Origin of the sequence: Mycobacterium sp. 3-98, assembly GCF_035918355.1 — a bacterium.
Taxonomy (GTDB): Bacteria; Actinomycetota; Actinomycetes; order Mycobacteriales; family Mycobacteriaceae; genus Mycobacterium; species Mycobacterium intracellulare.
The window spans coordinates 1,397,507-1,413,166 of sequence record NZ_CP142360.1 but is presented as its reverse complement, the minus strand read 5'-3'; the positions used below and the strand labels follow the sequence as shown (position 1 = coordinate 1,413,166).

Annotated in this window: 16 protein-coding genes; 3 read left to right on the top strand and 13 right to left on the bottom strand. The window is 69.9% G+C overall.

All coding sequences use genetic code 11. The features are described from left to right. Positions 1 to 11 precede the first annotated feature (11 nt). From groL to glmS, 13 genes are all read right to left on the bottom strand, one after another. The gene (gene groL / locus QGN30_RS06935; RefSeq protein ID WP_014383248.1) at positions 12 to 1,628 is read right to left on the bottom strand and encodes a chaperonin GroEL; all 1,617 of its coding nucleotides are present in this window, start codon (positions 1,626 to 1,628) and stop codon (positions 12 to 14) included. A 95-nt stretch (positions 1,629 to 1,723) separates the two neighbouring features. Continuing rightward, complete coding sequence (groES, locus tag QGN30_RS06930) at positions 1,724 to 2,026, bottom strand: co-chaperone GroES (RefSeq protein ID WP_007167930.1); 303 nt, start codon at positions 2,024 to 2,026, stop codon at positions 1,724 to 1,726. A 240-nt stretch (positions 2,027 to 2,266) separates the two neighbouring features. Further along, entirely contained in the window at positions 2,267 to 3,292 is a 1,026-nt protein-coding gene (tsaD, locus tag QGN30_RS06925; protein ID WP_038537473.1) for a tRNA (adenosine(37)-N6)-threonylcarbamoyltransferase complex transferase subunit TsaD, read from the bottom strand. Beyond that, positions 3,289 to 3,750: a ribosomal protein S18-alanine N-acetyltransferase gene (gene rimI, locus QGN30_RS06920; protein WP_009957474.1), complete on the bottom strand. Its 462-nt coding sequence runs from the start codon at positions 3,748 to 3,750 to the stop codon at positions 3,289 to 3,291. Before rimI ends, tsaD begins: the two co-directional genes overlap by 4 nt. Further along, positions 3,747 to 4,370 (bottom strand): tRNA (adenosine(37)-N6)-threonylcarbamoyltransferase complex dimerization subunit type 1 TsaB, encoded by a 624-nt coding sequence (gene tsaB, locus QGN30_RS06915; protein WP_095562905.1) that lies wholly within the window; start codon positions 4,368 to 4,370, stop codon positions 3,747 to 3,749. The genes rimI and tsaB overlap by 4 nt, the downstream gene beginning before the upstream one ends. Beyond that, positions 4,367 to 4,852 carry a tRNA (adenosine(37)-N6)-threonylcarbamoyltransferase complex ATPase subunit type 1 TsaE gene (gene tsaE, locus QGN30_RS06910; RefSeq protein WP_095562906.1) on the bottom strand — a complete coding sequence of 162 codons (486 nt, stop codon included), beginning with the start codon at positions 4,850 to 4,852 and terminating at the stop codon, positions 4,367 to 4,369. The genes tsaB and tsaE overlap by 4 nt, the downstream gene beginning before the upstream one ends. Then, positions 4,845 to 5,894: an alpha/beta fold hydrolase gene (locus QGN30_RS06905; protein WP_179293521.1), complete on the bottom strand. Its 1,050-nt coding sequence runs from the start codon at positions 5,892 to 5,894 to the stop codon at positions 4,845 to 4,847. Before QGN30_RS06905 ends, tsaE begins: the two co-directional genes overlap by 8 nt. A gap of 52 nt (positions 5,895 to 5,946) precedes the next feature. After that, a complete protein-coding gene (alr, locus tag QGN30_RS06900) occupies positions 5,947 to 7,122 on the bottom strand; it encodes an alanine racemase (RefSeq protein WP_009957469.1) in 1,176 nt (391 codons plus the stop codon). Positions 7,123 to 7,233: 111 nt separating this feature from the next. Continuing rightward, positions 7,234 to 8,616 (bottom strand): glutamate decarboxylase, encoded by a 1,383-nt coding sequence (locus QGN30_RS06895; RefSeq protein ID WP_009957468.1) that lies wholly within the window; start codon positions 8,614 to 8,616, stop codon positions 7,234 to 7,236. Between the two features lie 21 nt (positions 8,617 to 8,637). Then, entirely contained in the window at positions 8,638 to 10,059 is a 1,422-nt protein-coding gene (locus tag QGN30_RS06890) for an NAD(P)H-hydrate dehydratase (RefSeq protein WP_248923229.1), read from the bottom strand. A 66-nt stretch (positions 10,060 to 10,125) separates the two neighbouring features. Beyond that, positions 10,126 to 10,836 (bottom strand): rhomboid-like protein, encoded by a 711-nt coding sequence (locus QGN30_RS06885; RefSeq protein WP_085981092.1) that lies wholly within the window; start codon positions 10,834 to 10,836, stop codon positions 10,126 to 10,128. 66 nt (positions 10,837 to 10,902) lie between these two features. Further along, positions 10,903 to 11,796 carry a DUF4436 domain-containing protein gene (locus QGN30_RS06880; protein WP_008260207.1) on the bottom strand — a complete coding sequence of 298 codons (894 nt, stop codon included), beginning with the start codon at positions 11,794 to 11,796 and terminating at the stop codon, positions 10,903 to 10,905. Positions 11,797 to 11,905: 109 nt separating this feature from the next. Further along, positions 11,906 to 13,771, bottom strand: coding sequence for a glutamine--fructose-6-phosphate transaminase (isomerizing) (gene glmS, locus QGN30_RS06875; protein WP_009952459.1), 1,866 nt, complete (start codon positions 13,769 to 13,771; stop codon positions 11,906 to 11,908). Positions 13,772 to 14,214: 443 nt separating this feature from the next. On the opposite strand from glmS, the gene QGN30_RS06870 reads away from it, so the two are divergent. The 3 genes from QGN30_RS06870 to QGN30_RS06860 are packed head-to-tail and all read left to right on the top strand — an operon-like array spanning position 14,215 to position 15,656. Beyond that, a complete protein-coding gene (locus QGN30_RS06870; RefSeq protein ID WP_008260212.1) occupies positions 14,215 to 14,412 on the top strand; it encodes an Rv1535 family protein in 198 nt (65 codons plus the stop codon). A gap of 43 nt (positions 14,413 to 14,455) precedes the next feature. After that, complete coding sequence (locus QGN30_RS06865; RefSeq protein WP_248923230.1) at positions 14,456 to 15,295, top strand: dienelactone hydrolase family protein; 840 nt, start codon at positions 14,456 to 14,458, stop codon at positions 15,293 to 15,295. Positions 15,296 to 15,305: 10 nt separating this feature from the next. Further along, positions 15,306 to 15,656 carry an ester cyclase gene (locus QGN30_RS06860; protein WP_248923231.1) on the top strand — a complete coding sequence of 117 codons (351 nt, stop codon included), beginning with the start codon at positions 15,306 to 15,308 and terminating at the stop codon, positions 15,654 to 15,656. Positions 15,657 to 15,660 lie beyond the last annotated feature (4 nt).

The following is a 15,660-nucleotide window of genomic DNA, read 5'->3' as shown; positions in this document are numbered from 1 at the left end:
TCGTCATTCATTCAGTGGTGGTGATGACCGTGGCCGTGGTCATCGGCCTCCTCGGCCGGCTTATCCACGATGGCCGTCTCGGTGGTCAGCACCATCCGCGCCACCGACGCCGCGTTGAGCACCGCCGAGCGGGTGACCTTGACCGGGTCGATGACACCGTCGGCGATCAAGTCACCGTAGGTGAGCTTGTCCGCGTTCAGCCCGTGCCCGTTGGGCAGCTCGGTCACCTTGTGCACCGCGACCGCACCGTCGAGCCCGGCGTTGGTGGCGATCCAGTACAGCGGGGCCGCCAGCGCCTCGGAGAAGACGTCGACGCCGAGCGCTTGATCGCCGGACAGCGAGCCGCGCAGCTGTTGAAGCGCCTTGCGGGTCTGCAGCAGCGCCGAGCCGCCGCCCGCCACGATGCCCTCCTCGACGGCGGCCTTGGCGGCCGCGACGGCATCCTCGACGCTCTCCTTGCGTTCCTTGAGCGCGGTCTCGGTGGCGGCACCCACCTGGATCACGGCGACACCGCCGGCCAGCTTGGCCAGCCGCTCCTGCAGCTTCTCGCGGTCCCAGTCGGAGTCGGTGGACTCGATCTCGGCGCGCAGCTGCTTGATGCGGTTGGCCACCGCGTCCTTGGCGCCGCCGCCGTCGACGATGACGGTGTCGTCCTTGCTGACCACCACGCGGCGAGCCGAGCCCAGCACGTCCGTGCCGACCTCGCGCAGCAGCAGGCCGGCGTCGGGGTTGATCACCTGGCCGCCCGTCACGATCGCCAGATCCTCCAGGAACGCCTTGCGGCGGTCGCCGAAGAACGGCGCCTTGACCGCGACGGCCTTGAGCGTCTTGCGAATCGAGTTCACCACGAGGGTCGCCAGCGGCTCGCCCTCGATGTCCTCGGCGATGATCAGCAGCGGCTTGCCGGATTCGGCGACCTTTTCCAGCATGGGCAGCAGGTCGGGCAGCGAGCTGATCTTCTCCTGGTGCAACAGGATCACGGGGTCGTCCAGCACGGCCTGCTGGGCATCGAAGTCGGTCACGAAATACGCCGACAGGAAGCCCTTGTCGAAGCCGACGCCCTCGGTGAACTCGAGCTCGGTGCTCAGCGTGGAGGATTCCTCGACGCTGACCACGCCATCGGTGCCGACCTTGGTCATCGCCTCGCCGACGAGCTCGCCGAGGAGCTGGTCGCGCGACGACACGGTCGCCACCTGGGCGATCGCTTCCTTCCCGGAGACCGGGGTGGCCGACGCCAGCAGGGCCTCGGACACCGCGTCGGCGGCCTTGGAGATTCCCGCACCGAGTTCGATGGGGTTGGCGCCGGCCGCAACCAGGCGCAGGCCGCCCTTGACCAGCGCCTGGGCCAGCACAGTCGCCGTGGTGGTCCCGTCGCCGGCGACGTCGTTGGTCTTGGTCGCCACCGACTTCACCAGCTGGGCGCCCAGGTTCTCGAACGGGTCTTCCAGGTCGATCTCCCGCGCGACGGTGACACCGTCGTTGGTGACCGCGGGCCCGCCGAATGCCTTGGCCAGCACCACATGCCGGCCGCGCGGGCCCAACGTCACGCGTACCGCGTCGGCGAGCGTGTTCACGCCCGCCTCGATGGCGCGGCGCGCCGTTTCGTCGTACTCAATAATCTTGCTCATCAGGCTCCTTCACGCCCCAGCTTTGAGGCTCTAACGCATGCCGCCCCGGAAATCACCCGCGCGGACGCGGGGATCGCCGGGGCGGGACACGGTTCTTACTTGGAGACGACAGCCAGCACGTCGCGCGCCGACAGGATCAGGTACTCCTCGCCGTTGTACTTGATCTCGGTGCCGCCGTACTTGCTGTAGATGACGGTGTCGCCTTCCGAGACGTCCAGCGGGATGCGCTTCTCGCCGTCTTCGTCCCACCGGCCGGGGCCGACTGCGACGACGGTGCCTTCCTGCGGCTTCTCCTTGGCGGTGTCGGGAATGACCAGACCGGACGCGGTCGTGGTCTCGGCCTCGTTGGCCTGCACGAGAATCTTGTCCTCGAGTGGCTTGATGTTCACCTTCGCCACGATTGGAGCCCTCCAGTGTTTGGGTCGGGTCCGGGACGAGCCCGGACCGGGAGTTGGTGGCCGGTCCGGGGCGGGCCCGGAACCTGCCGAATTATCAGGTGTTCGGCATTCGTCCATGCCCGAGCGCCGTCGTCGCGGGTGCCGACACAGGGCGTGGCCGATTGCCACCTAGCACTCTATACACGGGAGTGCTAGCACTCAAGGGGGCCCCGCTGCTCCCCGCGTGTTCGCCCTCAGCGATCAGCTGACCTGCGCCTTCACCACCGGCAGGCCTGGGTCGCTGGGCGCGTCCAGCGGGGATGGCGCCGCCCCGGCCGCCACCAGATGCGCGGCGAACGACGCGATCATCGCGCCGTTGTCGGTGCACAGCCGGGGCCTGGGAATCCGCAACGTGAGGCCGGCCGCCGCGCAGCGCTGCTCGGCCAGCTCCCGCAACCGCGAATTCGCGGCCACTCCCCCGGCGATCAGCAGTGTCGAGACGCCGAGGTCCGTCGCGGCGCGCACGGCCTTGCGGGTCAGCACGTCGGCCACCGCCTCCTGGAACCCGGCCGCGACATCGGCGTTCACCGCGTCCGGGTGGCTTTCCAGGTGCCGGGCCACGGCCGTCTTGAGGCCGGAGAAGCTGAACGCATAGGGGTCGTCGCGCGGCCCCGTCATGCCGCGCGGGAAGGCGATCGCGTCGCGGTCGCCGGTGCGGGCCAGCTCGTCGAGCACCCTGCCGCCCGGGTAGCCCAGCCCCAGCAGCCGCGCCACCTTGTCGTAGGCCTCGCCGGCCGCGTCGTCGACGGTGCTGCCCAGCTCGACGATCGGCTCGCCGAGCGAGCGCACGTGCAGCAGGTGGGTGTGGCCGCCCGAGACCAGCAGCGCCACGCACTCGGGCAGCGGCCCGTGCTCGTAGACGTCGGCGGCCAGGTGCCCGCCCAGATGGTTCACCGCATAGAACGGAACCCCCCAGGCGGCCGAATAGGCCTTGGCCGCAGCAACTCCCACCAACAGGGCGCCGGCCAGCCCGGGCCCGATGGTGGCGGCGACGATGTCGGGCTTGTCCAGGCCCGCGGTCGCCAGCGCGCGGCGCATGGCGGGCCCCAACGCCTCCAGGTGCGCGCGCGAGGCGATCTCGGGGACCACGCCGCCGAACCGCACGTGTTCGTCGACGCTGGATGCCACCTCGTCGGCCAGCAGCGTGACGGTGCCGTCGGTGTCCAGCCGCGCGATGCCGACTCCCGTTTCGTCGCACGACGTTTCGATGGCCAAGATCGTCGTCACAGCGCCTCCCGCCGCATGGTGTAGGCGTCGGCGCCGCTGACTCGGTAGTAGCGCCGGCGCACGCCGATCTGCTCGAACCCGACACTGCGGTACAGCCCGATGGCCGCCTCGTTGTCGGTGCGCACCTCCAGGTAGACGACGCCGCCGTCGGCGAACGTCAGCAGCTCGTCGAGCAACCGGCGGCCGATGCCCTGCCCCTGGTAGGCGGGGTCCACGCCGATGGTGTGGACCTCGTGCTCGTAGGGCGGTGTGCGGCCCAATCGCGAGATGCCGGCGTAGCCGACGAGTGTGTCGCCGACGCGAGCGCCCACGTAATGGTTGTGGGCACTGGCCAATTCGCGGTTGAACGCCGCCGCCGGCCACGGATCGTCGCCGTCGAAGAGCTGCGCCTCCAGCTCGGCGCAGCGCTGCGCGTCGGCCCGCGTCAACGCCCCGACGGTCACCGGCTCGGCGATCATTGCCGCGCCGCCAGGGGTTTGGCGTCGGGCCGACGCAGGTACAGGGCCACCAGCGGAGCCGGGTCATCGCGCCAATCCCCCACCGCGGCAACGAGTCCGGCCGGTGTCGGGTGGACGGGACCGCACACCGGCAGGCCGAACATCGCCGCGTGGTCGGGTGAGCCGGCCACCGCCTGCGCTCCGCCGTGGTCGACGTCGGCGGGGGCATCAACGCCCGGTCCGCCGGTCCGGACGCCGTCGCGGTAGCGGGCCCAGTAGACCTCGCGCCGTCGGGCGTCGGTCACCACGAGCGCGTCCCCGGTGGTGTGCACGCCGATGGCGTCCAGGCTGCACACGCCGTGCACCGGGATGCCGAGCGCATGCCCGTAGGCGGCGGCGGTGGCCATCCCGGCCCGCAGGCCGGTGAACGGACCCGGGCCACAGCCCACCACGACGGCGTCGAGGTCGGCCATTGCCAGCCCCGCATCGGCAAGGGCGGCAAGCACATTCGGGGTCAGGCGTTCGGCGTGGGCGCGGGCGTCGACGGTGACCCGCTGCGCCAGCACGCACAGGTCCTCGCGCCGCACGATGCCGGCCGTCACCGCCGGGGTGGCGGTGTCGAGGGCAAGGACGATGCTCATGGGTGCGCCTCACTGTCAACCCACTGCCAGGTCGCGATCCGCACGTCGGATCCGCTGAGGCGTTCCAGCCTGATGTCGAGGTGGCGTTCCGCGAGGCGCTCGACCAGCCCTTCACCCCATTCCACCACGACGACAGCGTCGTCGAGATCGCTGTCCAAGTCCAGCGAATCGAGCTCACCGAGCAGGTCGGCGCCCTGGTTGTCGGTGTGGTCGAGCAACCGGTACATGTCGACGTGAATCATCGCCGGGGCGGCTTCCCGTCGCGGCGGATGCACCCGCGCCAACACGTAGGACGGCGAGGTGACCGGGCCATCGACGTCCATGGCCGCGGCAATCCCCTTGGCCAGCACGGTCTTTCCCGCACCGAGCGGACCGGAGAGCACCACCACGTCGCCCGCCCGCAGCTGCTCACCGAGCCGGGTCCCCAACGCGATCGTGTCCTCGACGCGCTCGCAGGTCGCGGTGCCCTCACCCTTACCCACGACGCCACAGCCTTTCCCGTATCCGCCGCAGCCGCAGCGCCGCCTTGGTCGGGGTGGCACGCCTGACCAGCCGCACCAGGCCACCGTTGATCGCCTCCGGCTTGTCCAGCAGCGCCAGGTGACTCGCGCCGACGACGATGACCAACTCGGACCGCGGCAGGCTGGCGGCCATCTTTCGCGAATACTCGTCCGGGGTGAGCAGGTCGTGGTCCCCGCAGGCGATCAGGGTCGGGACCCGCAGCAGGGTCCACAGCCCGGCGGTTTCGTCGTGCTTTTCCAACGCGTCCAGAAACCCCACCATGGTGGGTATCGGCGTGCTGTTCATCATCCGCTGCGAGAACGCGTCCAGGCTCCGGCTGACCTGCAGATCGCTGTAGGACGCGGCGCGCAGCACCGGGCCGATCAGCGAGCGGGATACGTTGCGCCCGCGGTGCATCAGGTTCGGCGCGGACCGCGCGGCGACCCGGACCGCTTCCAGCGCAGGGTTTTTCAGGATCTCGCCCAGTGGTGATCTCGCCACACCTTCGGCCGCCGAGGAAATCAGCGCGGCGCCCACGATTCGGCGCCCGTACTGTTCGGGGAACTGGCGGGCGTGCGACAACACCGTCATGCCGCCCATCGAGTGGCCCACCAGCACGATCATTCCGCGCGGCACCACCGCGTTCAGCACGGTCTGCAGGTCCCTGCCGAGCTGGGTCAGCGTGTAGGTCTCGGGCTCGGCCTCGCCGGATCGGCCGTGGCCACGCTGGTCGTAGAAGACCATGCGCACGTCGGGGCCCAACTGGTCGGGCAGCCGGGTCCGCTGAAAGTGGAAGGCCCCCATCTGCAGGCAGAATCCGTGCACGAACACCAGCGTCAGCGGCGCGTCGGCGGGGCCCGCGTCGCGGACCGCGAGCGGCACCCCGTCGGGCGTGGTCACCACCAGGCTGCGGTCGTCCTCGAGCCGGTTGAAATCCTCGTGGGCGTAAGGGTCTTCGACCGTGGCGCGTTGGGTGATCGAGCGGCGGGCCGAGGCTCCGATGATCGTGGCGATGGCCGTCAGCCCCGCACCACCCGCAAGCCATGCCCTGCCCCTATAGCGCCTGCGGGTTCCGTCAGGGCTCAATGGTTCGCGCCTCGCGGTAGGTCCTGGTGATCCGCCCGCGGGGGCTGGTCACCACTTCGTAGTGGATGGTGCCGAGCAGATCCGCCCAATCCTGCGCGGTGGGTTCGCCGCTCGCGCCGGGACCGAACAGGATCGCCTCGTCGCCCTCGGCGACATCGGTGGGGCCGGGTCCCAGGTCGACGACGAACTGGTCCATGCAGATCCGCCCGACCCCCGGTCGGCGCCGGCCGTTGATCAACACCTCCAGGCGGTTGCCCAGGGACCGGAAGACGCCGTCGGCATAGCCCACCGGCAGCAGCGCGAGGGTGGTGTCTCGCCGCGCGGTCCAGGTGTGCCCGTAGGACACGCTCTCGCCCGCACGAATCGACTTCACCAGTGCCACCGGGCATTTCACTGTCATCGCCGGAATCAGTCCCATGTCGCCGCGCTCGGGAACCGGGCTCAGTCCGTACACCGCGATGCCGGGGCGCACCATGTCGAAGGCGAGGTCGGGCCGCGACATCGTGGCCGACGAGTTCGACAGGTGCGCGGCCTCGTACCGCACCCCCTGATCGCGCGCCTGGGCGAGCATCTCGGTAAACCGTTGGGCCTGAAGGTCGTTGACCGGGTTGGCGGGTTGGTCTGCGTACACCATGTGGGACATCAGGCCGCGCAGCACGATGGCGTTCTCGGCGACGGCGCGGCGCAGCGCGGTCAGCATCGACGGGTAGTGCTCCGGCGGTACGCCGTTGCGATTCAGCCCGGTGTCGACCTTGACGGTGACCGTCGCGGTCCGGCCGGTGCGGCGCACGGCGTCGAGCAGCTCGTCGAGCTGGCGCTCCGACGACACGGCGATCTGGACGTCGGCCAGCAGCGCGGGCCCGAAGTCGAAGCCGGGTGGGTGCAGCCAGGCCAGCACCGGCGCGCGGACGCCGTCGGCGCGCAGCGCCAGCGCTTCGTCGACGGTGGCCACACCCAGCTCGGCGGCCCCCGCGGCCAGCGCGGCGCGCGCCGTCTGGGCGGCTCCGTGGCCGTACCCGTCGGCCTTGACGACGGCCATCACCTGCGCGCCGCCCGCCTGCTCGCACAGCAGCCGCACGTTGTGCGCGATGGCGCCGAGGTCCACCAGGGCCTCGGCGAGGAGGCCCGGTGTCAGGGATATCGGCGTAGCGGCCCGCCCGGTCATGGGCGCCATTGTCCCAGAACCGCGCCGCACGCCGCCGAGCGTGGACTTGTTGGCGAGATTTCGGCGTGATCGGCGCAACAACTCCACGCTCGACGGCGCGGCGCCACCACCTCAGTGCGCGAAGTGCTGATCCGCGTAGTGGCCGCCGGGCCGGAGCTTGTCCAGCGAACTGAGCGCCGAGACGGCGTCATCGTGCAGGGCCCGGGCCAGGTCGGCGGACAGGCCCTCGCGCACCACGATGCGCAGCACGGAGACGTTGGTGGCGTTGTCCGGCATGGTGTAGGCGGGCACCTGCCAGCCGTAGGTCCGAAGCTCGTGGGAGACGTCGAACTCGGTGTAGCCGCGGTCCTTGGCCAGCCGGAACGCGACCACGGGGATCGCCGAGCCGTCGGAGACCAGCTCGCAGTGCTCGCTGACCCGCAGCTGCTCACCGAGCCAGCGCGCCGTCCCGGACAGCGCCTGCATGACCTTGGTGTAGCCCTCCCGGCCGAGCCGCAGGAAGTTGTAGTACTGGCCGACCACCTGGTTGCCGGGCCGGGAGAAGTTCAGCGTGAAGGTCGGCATATCGCCGCCGAGATAGTTGACCCGGAACACCAGGTCGTCGGGCAGGTACTCCTTGCTGCGCCACACCACGAACCCGACGCCGGGATAGGTCAGCCCGTACTTGTGGCCGCTGACGTTGATCGACACCACCCGGGGCAGCCGGAAGTCCCACTTGAGCTCGGGGTGCAGGAAGGGCACCACGAATCCGCCGCTGGCGGCGTCGACGTGCACCGGGACGTCCACACCGCCGCCGGCGGCCAGCTTGTCCAGCGCGCCGCAGATGTCGGCGACCGGCTCCAGCTCGCCGGTGTAGGTGGTGCCCAGGATCGCCACCACGCCGATGGTGTTCTCGTCGACGGCGTCGACGACCTGTTCGGGGGTGATGACATAGCGCCCCTCCTCCATCGGCAGGTAGCGGGGCTCGACGTCGAAGTAGCGGCAGAACTTCTCCCAGACCACCTGGACGTTGGACCCCATCACCAGGTTCGGGGTGCGGCCCTTCCAGTCCTTGCCGATTTTCGCGCGCCACCGCCACTTCATCGCCAGCCCGCCGAGCATCACCGCCTCGCTGGAGCCGATCGTGGACACCCCGCACGCGCTGTAGGGGTCGGCGTCGTTCAGGCCGTCGGCGTGGAACAGGTCGGCCACCATGCACACGCAGCGCTGCTCGATGGCCGCGGTCGCCGGGTACTCGTCCTTGTCGATCATGTTCTTGTCGAACGTCTCGGCCATCAGCTTGCCGGCCTCGGGGTCCATCCAGGTGGTGACGAAGGTGGCCAGGTTCAGCCGCGAACTCCCGTCGAGCATCAGCTCGTCGTGGATGAACCGGTAGGCGGCGTCGGGATCCATCGATTCGTCGGGCATCCGCAGTGCGGGGACCGGCGCGGTGAACAGCCGGCCCGTGTAGGCGGGGGCGATGGAGTGCGCGGGCAGCGAAGGGTGTTGTGGCACTGGGGAATCCTCTCGATAGGTCTACAGGGCGGCCAGGGCGGCTCGGATGTGTGGCACCATGCGCGAGGCCGAGGTGGGCGCGTCGCCGGGGCCCGGGTCGGCGGCCGAGCTCGCCGCCGCGCGCGCGTGGACGAAAGCCGCGGCCGCGGCCGCCTCCCCCGGCGGCAGGCCCGCCGCCAGCAGCGCGCCGATCATGCCGGACAGCACGTCGCCGGAGCCGGCGGTGGCCGCCCACGACTGCCCGGCCGGGCTGAGGTAGACCGGACCGCCCGGATCGGCGACGACCGTGACGTTCCCCTTGAGCAACACCGTGGCGCCGAACGCGTCGGCCAGCTTGCGGCACGCGCCCACCCGGTCATCACCGGGGGGGTTACCCGCCAGACGGGCGAATTCACCCGCGTGCGGGGTCAGCACCGTCGGCGCGCCGCGTTCGGCGACCAGTTCGGGATGGGCCGCCAGGATGGTCAGCCCGTCGGCGTCCACGATCACCGGCAGGTCGGTGTCGAGCGCGAACCACAGCGCCGCGGCCCCGGCGTCGTCGGTGCCCAATCCCGGCCCGACGACCCAGGACTGCACCCGCCCGGCCGACGCGGGGGTGGGCGAGGCGATCACCTCGGGCCAATGGGCGAGCACCTCGCGGCGCGCGCTGCCGGCGTAGCGCACCATCCCGGAGGTCGCCGCGACGGCGGCGCCGGTGCACAGCACGGCCGCACCCGGGTACGTCGACGAGCCGGCCATCACGCCGGTGACACCCTGGGTGTACTTGTCGTCGTGGGGTCCCGGCACCGGCCAGCGCGCCGCCACGTCGGCGGCCTCGAAGCCCAGCACGTCCGTGTCGGGCAGGTCCAGGCCGATGTCGATCAGCCGCACCCGCCCGCACTCGCCGAGCGCGTGCACGGGTTTGAGCCCGCCGAAGGTGACGGTCAGGACGGCGCGCACGGCGGGGCCGCTGGTGGCACCGGTGGCCGCGTCGATGCCACTGGGGATGTCGACGGCAACCACCGGGATCCCCGCGTCATCGACCGCGGCGAACACCTCGGCCGCGGCGGGCCGCAACGATCCCGAGCCGGAGATGCCCACCACCCCGTCGATGACGAGATCGGTTGCGGGCGAGACGCTTTCGACGATCCTGCCGCCCGCCCTGCGGAACGCCGCCAGCCCCTTGCGGTGGGTGCGCTCGGGGTTGAGCAGGATCGCGTCGGCGGCCGCACCGCGACGGCGCACGAAGGTGGCCGCCCACAGCGCGTCACCGCCGTTGTCTCCGGAGCCGACGACCGCGCACACCCGTCGCCCGCTCACCCCGCCGGTGCGGGCCGCCAACTCGCCGATGATCTCGGCGGCCAGCCCGTAGGCCGCGCGCCGCATCAGGGCGCCGTCAGGCAGGCTGGCCAGCAGCGGCGCCTCGGCCTGGCGGATCGCGTCTACGGAGTAGTAATGCCGCATCAGAGCCAGATTACGTGTCGCCGTCGCGGGGGCTTGGCGCCCACCATCTTTCGCCGCGGACCGCCATCAGCTCGGGGGCACGCTGCGGCGCGCCATGGCCTTGAGTCGCGCGGGACTCAATTGCCGGCTGCGCCGGGACCGGGTGCGGGTCATCGGGTAGAAGCACAGTCCGATGAGGATCGAGGCGAAATGCCCGATCGCGGTGAAGTCGAGGTCGACGCGGTCCATCGTGATCAGCGGGAAGCCGAAGATGACGAACAGCACCCCCAGATAGCCCCAGCGCCAGGGCCGGGCGATGTGGTAGGCCAGCACGGCCATCACGCCGACGAGGAAATAGCTGACCCCGATGTCGCGGGCGTGCACGAGGCGTTGCGACGCATCGCGTTCCTCGATCGCGAAGTAGAGGATGCCCTCGCTGATGTAGGTGGCCAGGATGTGAGAGCTCAATCCCACACTGAGCCAGCGCAGCTGACCGAGCCAATGCTCGGCCGGCGCGAGAAACAGGGTGAACAGCAGCAGGTAGGGCTCGAAGCTTTTGCCGTCGATCCACAGCAGGCTGGAAAACAGTACGTGGAGCGGATCCTTGCCCAATTCGTGAATGTTGGTGGAGCGGTGCAACAACACCGAGTGCAACTGCCGGCCGGTGAGATGGTTCTGGATGATCGTCGTGACCATCAGCACCAACAGCCAGCCGTAGGTCAGCGGCGCGGTGCTGACGAAATGCCACACCGCCAGCGTCATGCTGCGCACTCGTGCTCGAACCGATGCAGGCGCCACGACATCAACCTTCGCACGCGGGGCGCCGCGCCCCTGCGACTTCGGCGGCTAACACGCCGCCACCCCTCAGCTACCCGATGGCGCCGGGACCTCGGCCGGCGGAGCGGCCGCGGGCGCCGGCGGTGTCAAATGTCGCCACCAGCAGCCGATGTAGAGCACCATCGAGGCCACCAGCGCGACCAGGACCCAGATCACGACGGTGATGTCGACCCAGCTGCCGAAGGGTGGTGAGCCGGGCAGGGCGTTTCGCAACGGCACCACCGCGAACAGCATCGCCGCGTACCAGGTCGTCATCGGTGGCTGGAACGGCCGCCGGTCCCGCGCGGTCTGAACCGCAACGAACACAGCCAGACTGGCGATCGTGATGAGCACGCCGAGGATGACGATGGCGAACGCCGCGGTGCTCAGCGACCGCCGCAGTTGCAGCCGGTAGGGGCCGTCCGCCTGGGGCCTGGTCGCGGTGAGCTGCCACCCCGAGAGGTGGTCGACGAACGTGACGGGCACGTGTGCGGGCGCGCGGTCGGTGTCGGGGCCGTAGAAGATCTCGACTTCGATCAGCCCCGAGCGGTATTGGTCGAACGGCCAGCGTTCGATCTGCCCGGCGATGGTCAGCGGGACCGACATCAGGCCGGGGAGCATGCCCTTGGTCCAGGTGTGCCGGGACGGCATCGCCGAGGATCGGACGCGGAGGCTGAGATCCTCTTTGAGATGGTGGGTTTTCGGATCCAGCAACGCCGATCCCGGATTGAAGGCGAGGTTGACGGCGAGCACGCTGTAGTTCGACTGGATCTCTTCGACGTTGATCGTCGCCGAGGGCTCGTCGGCGCTCACGACCGGGGTTATACCGTCCAGACGCCGGACGGCATCGCCTTGGGCGTACATCATGATCGACACGATGTATGCCGCGACGATGAGCACGACGAGGCCCACGACAACGTATCTGATGCCGCCCGATCGCATACTTCCTCCCGCACGGACGCCGTGACCAGCTGGCCGAAATGCTTCCCAGGGCAATGTAATGGATCGACCGCGGGTCCGTCGCCGATACGCGCGAAGCGGTGCGCGCTGCCTACTCGACGGTGACGGACTTGGCCAGGTTGCGCGGCTTGTCCACGTCGTAGCCGCGCGCCTGGGCCACGGACGCGGCGAACACCTGAAGCGGGATCGTCGACAGCAGGGGCTGCAAAAGCGTTGACACGGAGGGGATTTCGATCAAGTGGTCGGCGTAGGGGCGCACGGTGTCGTCGCCTTCCTCGGCGATCACGATGGTGATCGCCCCGCGGGCCTGGATTTCGCGGATGTTGGACAGCAGCTTGGCGTGCAGCACGGCGGACCCCTTGGGGGACGGCATGACGACGATGACGGGCAGATCGTCCTCGATCAGCGCGATGGGGCCGTGCTTGAGCTCGCCGGCGGCGAACCCCTCGGCGTGCATGTAGGCCAGTTCCTTGAGTTTGAGCGCACCTTCCAGCGCCACCGGGTAGCCGACGTGGCGGCCCAGGAACAGCACCGTCGGCGACTGGGCGAATTGGTATGCCAGCGCGGCCACCGGCTTGATCGTCGCGAGGACCCGCGCGACGACGTCCGGCATGGCTTCCAGCTCGTGGTACTCGCGCGCGACCTCGTCGGGGTACTTGGTGCCCCGCGCCTGCGCCAGCGCCAGGCCGACCAGATAGTTGGCGGTGATCTGCGCCAGGAACGTCTTCGTCGACGCCACCCCGATCTCCGGGCCGGCGCGGGTGTAGAGCACCGCGTCGCACTCGCGCGGGATCTGCGAGCCGTTGGTGTTGCAGATCGCCAGCACCTTGGCCTTCTGCTCCTTGGCGTGCCGCACAGCCTCGAGCGTGTCGGCGGTCTCGCCGGACTGCGAGATGGCGACCACCAGGGTGCTGCGGTCCAAAACCGGGTCCCGGTAACGGAATTCGCTGGCCAGCTCCACCTCGACCGGCAGCCGCGTCCAGTGCTCGATGGCGTACTTCGCCAGCAGCCCGGAGTGGTACGCGGTGCCGCAGGCCACCACGAACACCTTGTCGATCTCGCGCAGTTCCTGATCGGAGAGCCGCTGCTCGTCGAGCACGATCCGGCCGTCGACGAAATGGCCCAGCAGGGTGTCGGCGACGGCGGCGGGTTGCTCGGCGATCTCCTTGAGCATGAAGTACTCGTAGCCACCTTTTTCGGCGGCGGCCAGATCCCAATCGATATGGAACTCGCGGTATTCGACATCGTCGTTGCCGTCGAAGTCGGTGATCCGGTAGCCGTCCGCGGTGATCACCACGGCCTGGTCCTGGCCGAGTTCGACGGCGTTGCGGGTGTGCGGGATGAAGGCCGCGACGTCGGAGCCGACGAACATCTCGCCGTCGCCGATGCCGAGCACCAGCGGGGTGGAGCGGCGGGCGGCGACGATGGTGCCGGGGTCGTCGGCGTTGGCGAACACCAGCGTGAAGTGGCCGTCGAGGCGGCGCAGCACCGCGAGGACCGACGCGGGGAAATCGCCGGCGGTCTCGCCGTGGCGGTAGGCCTGCGCCACCAGGTGCACCGCGACCTCGGTGTCGGTGTCGCTGGCGAACTCCACGCCCTGGGCCTCGAGCTCGTGGCGCAGGTTCGCGTAGTTCTCGATGATGCCGTTGTGGACCACCGCGATCTTGCCGGCGGCGTCGCGGTGCGGGTGGGCGTTGCGGTCGGTGGGGCGCCCGTGGGTGGCCCACCGGGTGTGGCCCAGGCCGGTGGTGCCGGTCAGCGAGTGCCGCGGCATCTGGGCGACCGCCTCTTCCAGGTTGGCCAGCCGGCCGGCGCGGCGGCTCACCGTCAGGGTGCCGTCGCCGTTCGCCAGCGCGATGCCCGACGAGTCGTACCCGCGGTACTCCATCCGGCGCAGCGCGGCCATGACGACGTCACAGGCGGGCTGCTGCCCGACATAGCCGACAATTCCGCACATTCTGACCAGGGTAGTGCAGGCGGCACACCGAACCCGCAATCCGGCGCTATGGTTAGGCCGCCCACCTGCAGGAAGGCGTGCCCGGGCACCGCGACTGGGACGGCCTCAGGTGGACGTCCTGGACCAATCCGCCCAGTCCCCAGCCATTCATGTCACCGTCATAACCGGCGGGAGTTCTTTCATCTGATGTGCGCGCGACGTTTTCGTTCACGTCATCGCGGCCGCGCTTAACGCCTCTAGCATTCGAAATTGTCAGCAAAGATCGTCACCGACCGAAGGACGAGCTGCGTGAGGTTGCCCAGAGTCTCTGGCTACCTCGATTCCCGTTTTCGCCGACGCATGAATTCAGCCGTCGATGGTTGTTCACCGGGAATTGTGCAGCGGGTCGCATTGAAATGCGTAACTTGCTCCGACCGACAACCGTGCGCCATGAGGAGGCAATCATGACCGCAGTTCGGTACGACGAAGTGGTGCCCGCCCCCTCGGCGCCGGCCCCCGGGCACGCCGCCCGGCCACGCCGGCACCCGTCCGCGGGCTCCGGAAACGCCTTGATGGACTTGACCACCCACGTGCTCACCGCCACGCTGCACCAGCTCTACGCGGCGCTGTGGCGGGCGGGGGTCATCGAGGTCACGGCGTAGTCATCTGCGCCGGCGCGCGATTGGGATGCGCTAACGTCGACGCGTGGCCCGCATCCGCAAGCTCGTTGCCGCTCTGCACCGCCGTGGTCCGCACCGGGTTTTGCGGGGTGACCTGGCCTTTGCCGGCCTGCCGGGAGTGGTGTACACCCCGGAGGAGGGCCTGAATCTGCCCGGCGTGGCGTTCGGCCACGAGTGGCTGGCCGGCGCCGCCCGGTACTCGAATCTGCTCGAGCATCTGGCGTCGTGGGGGATCGTGGCCGGCGCTCCCGACACCCAGCGGGGTGTGGCCCCCTCGGTGCTGAACTTCGCCTTCGATCTGGGCACCGCCCTGGACATCGTGTCGGGTGTGCGCCTCGGGCCGGGCAAGATCAGCGTGCATCCCGCCAAGCTGGGCGTGGTCGGTCATGGTTTCGGCGGCTCGGCCGCGGTATTCGCCGCCGCGGGAATGCCCGCCAAGCTCGCGGCGGTGGCGGCGATTTTCCCCAGCGTCACCAGCCCGCCGGCCCAGCAGCCCGCCGCGACGCTCAAGGTGCCGGGAGTGATCTTCACCGCGCCGGGCGACCGGACGACGTTGAACTCCAACGCGCTGGCGCTTGCCGAGGCGTGGAAGCCGGCGACGCTGCGCATCGTCAGCAAGGCCGAGCCCGGCGGGCTGGTGGAGGGTCGGCGGCTGGCCACGGTGCTCGGCCTGCCCGGCCCGCACCGGCGTACCCAGCGGTCGGTTCGGGCGCTGCTGACCGGTTACCTGCTCTACACGCTCGGCGGCGACAAGAGGTATCGCGATTTCGCCGACCCGGACGTGCACCTGCCCGGGACGGACGCCATCGATCCCGAGGCCGAGGCGATTCCCCTGGAAGACAAGATCGTCGCCCTGCTGAAGTGAGGGGGAGTTGATGTCGAGCGTGCACGCGTTGTACGCCCGCTGGATCACCGAACTCTGGAACGGACGGCCGGTCGCGGCCGAGCTGGTCACCGACGACTTCGTCGGTCACTGGCCCGGCCGGGAGGTACAGGGACCGGACGCGCTCGCGCAGATCATCGAGCAGACACGAAACATGTTCTCGGACTTGAGCTTCGCCATCGTGGTCGGCCCGCTGACCGAGGGTGATCTGGTGGCCGGGCGCTGGGTGGGCACCGGCCACGGCCCGGACGGCCCGGTCTCGTTCACCGGCAACGACATCCTGCGCCTGGCCGCCGACGGCCGGCGGTTCGCCGAGTACTGGACGGGCACTTCCGCGGGCTGAGCGC

Coding starts and splice junctions, on each gene's coding strand:
- groL (WP_014383248.1), bottom strand. CDS start 1,628: ATGAGCAAGATTATTGAGTACGACGAAACGGCGCGCCGCGCCATCGAG.
- rimI (WP_009957474.1), bottom strand. CDS start 3,750: ATGATCGCCGAGCCGGTGACCGTCGGGGCGTTGACGCGGGCCGACGCG.
- tsaB (WP_095562905.1), bottom strand. CDS start 4,370: ATGAGCATCGTCCTTGCCCTCGACACCGCCACCCCGGCGGTGACGGCC.
- alr (WP_009957469.1), bottom strand. CDS start 7,122: ATGACCGGGCGGGCCGCTACGCCGATATCCCTGACACCGGGCCTCCTC.
- QGN30_RS06890 (WP_248923229.1), bottom strand. CDS start 10,059: ATGCGGCATTACTACTCCGTAGACGCGATCCGCCAGGCCGAGGCGCCG.
- QGN30_RS06880 (WP_008260207.1), bottom strand. CDS start 11,796: ATGCGATCGGGCGGCATCAGATACGTTGTCGTGGGCCTCGTCGTGCTC.
- glmS (WP_009952459.1), bottom strand. CDS start 13,771: ATGTGCGGAATTGTCGGCTATGTCGGGCAGCAGCCCGCCTGTGACGTC.
- QGN30_RS06870 (WP_008260212.1), top strand. CDS start 14,215: ATGACCGCAGTTCGGTACGACGAAGTGGTGCCCGCCCCCTCGGCGCCG.
- QGN30_RS06860 (WP_248923231.1), top strand. CDS start 15,306: ATGTCGAGCGTGCACGCGTTGTACGCCCGCTGGATCACCGAACTCTGG.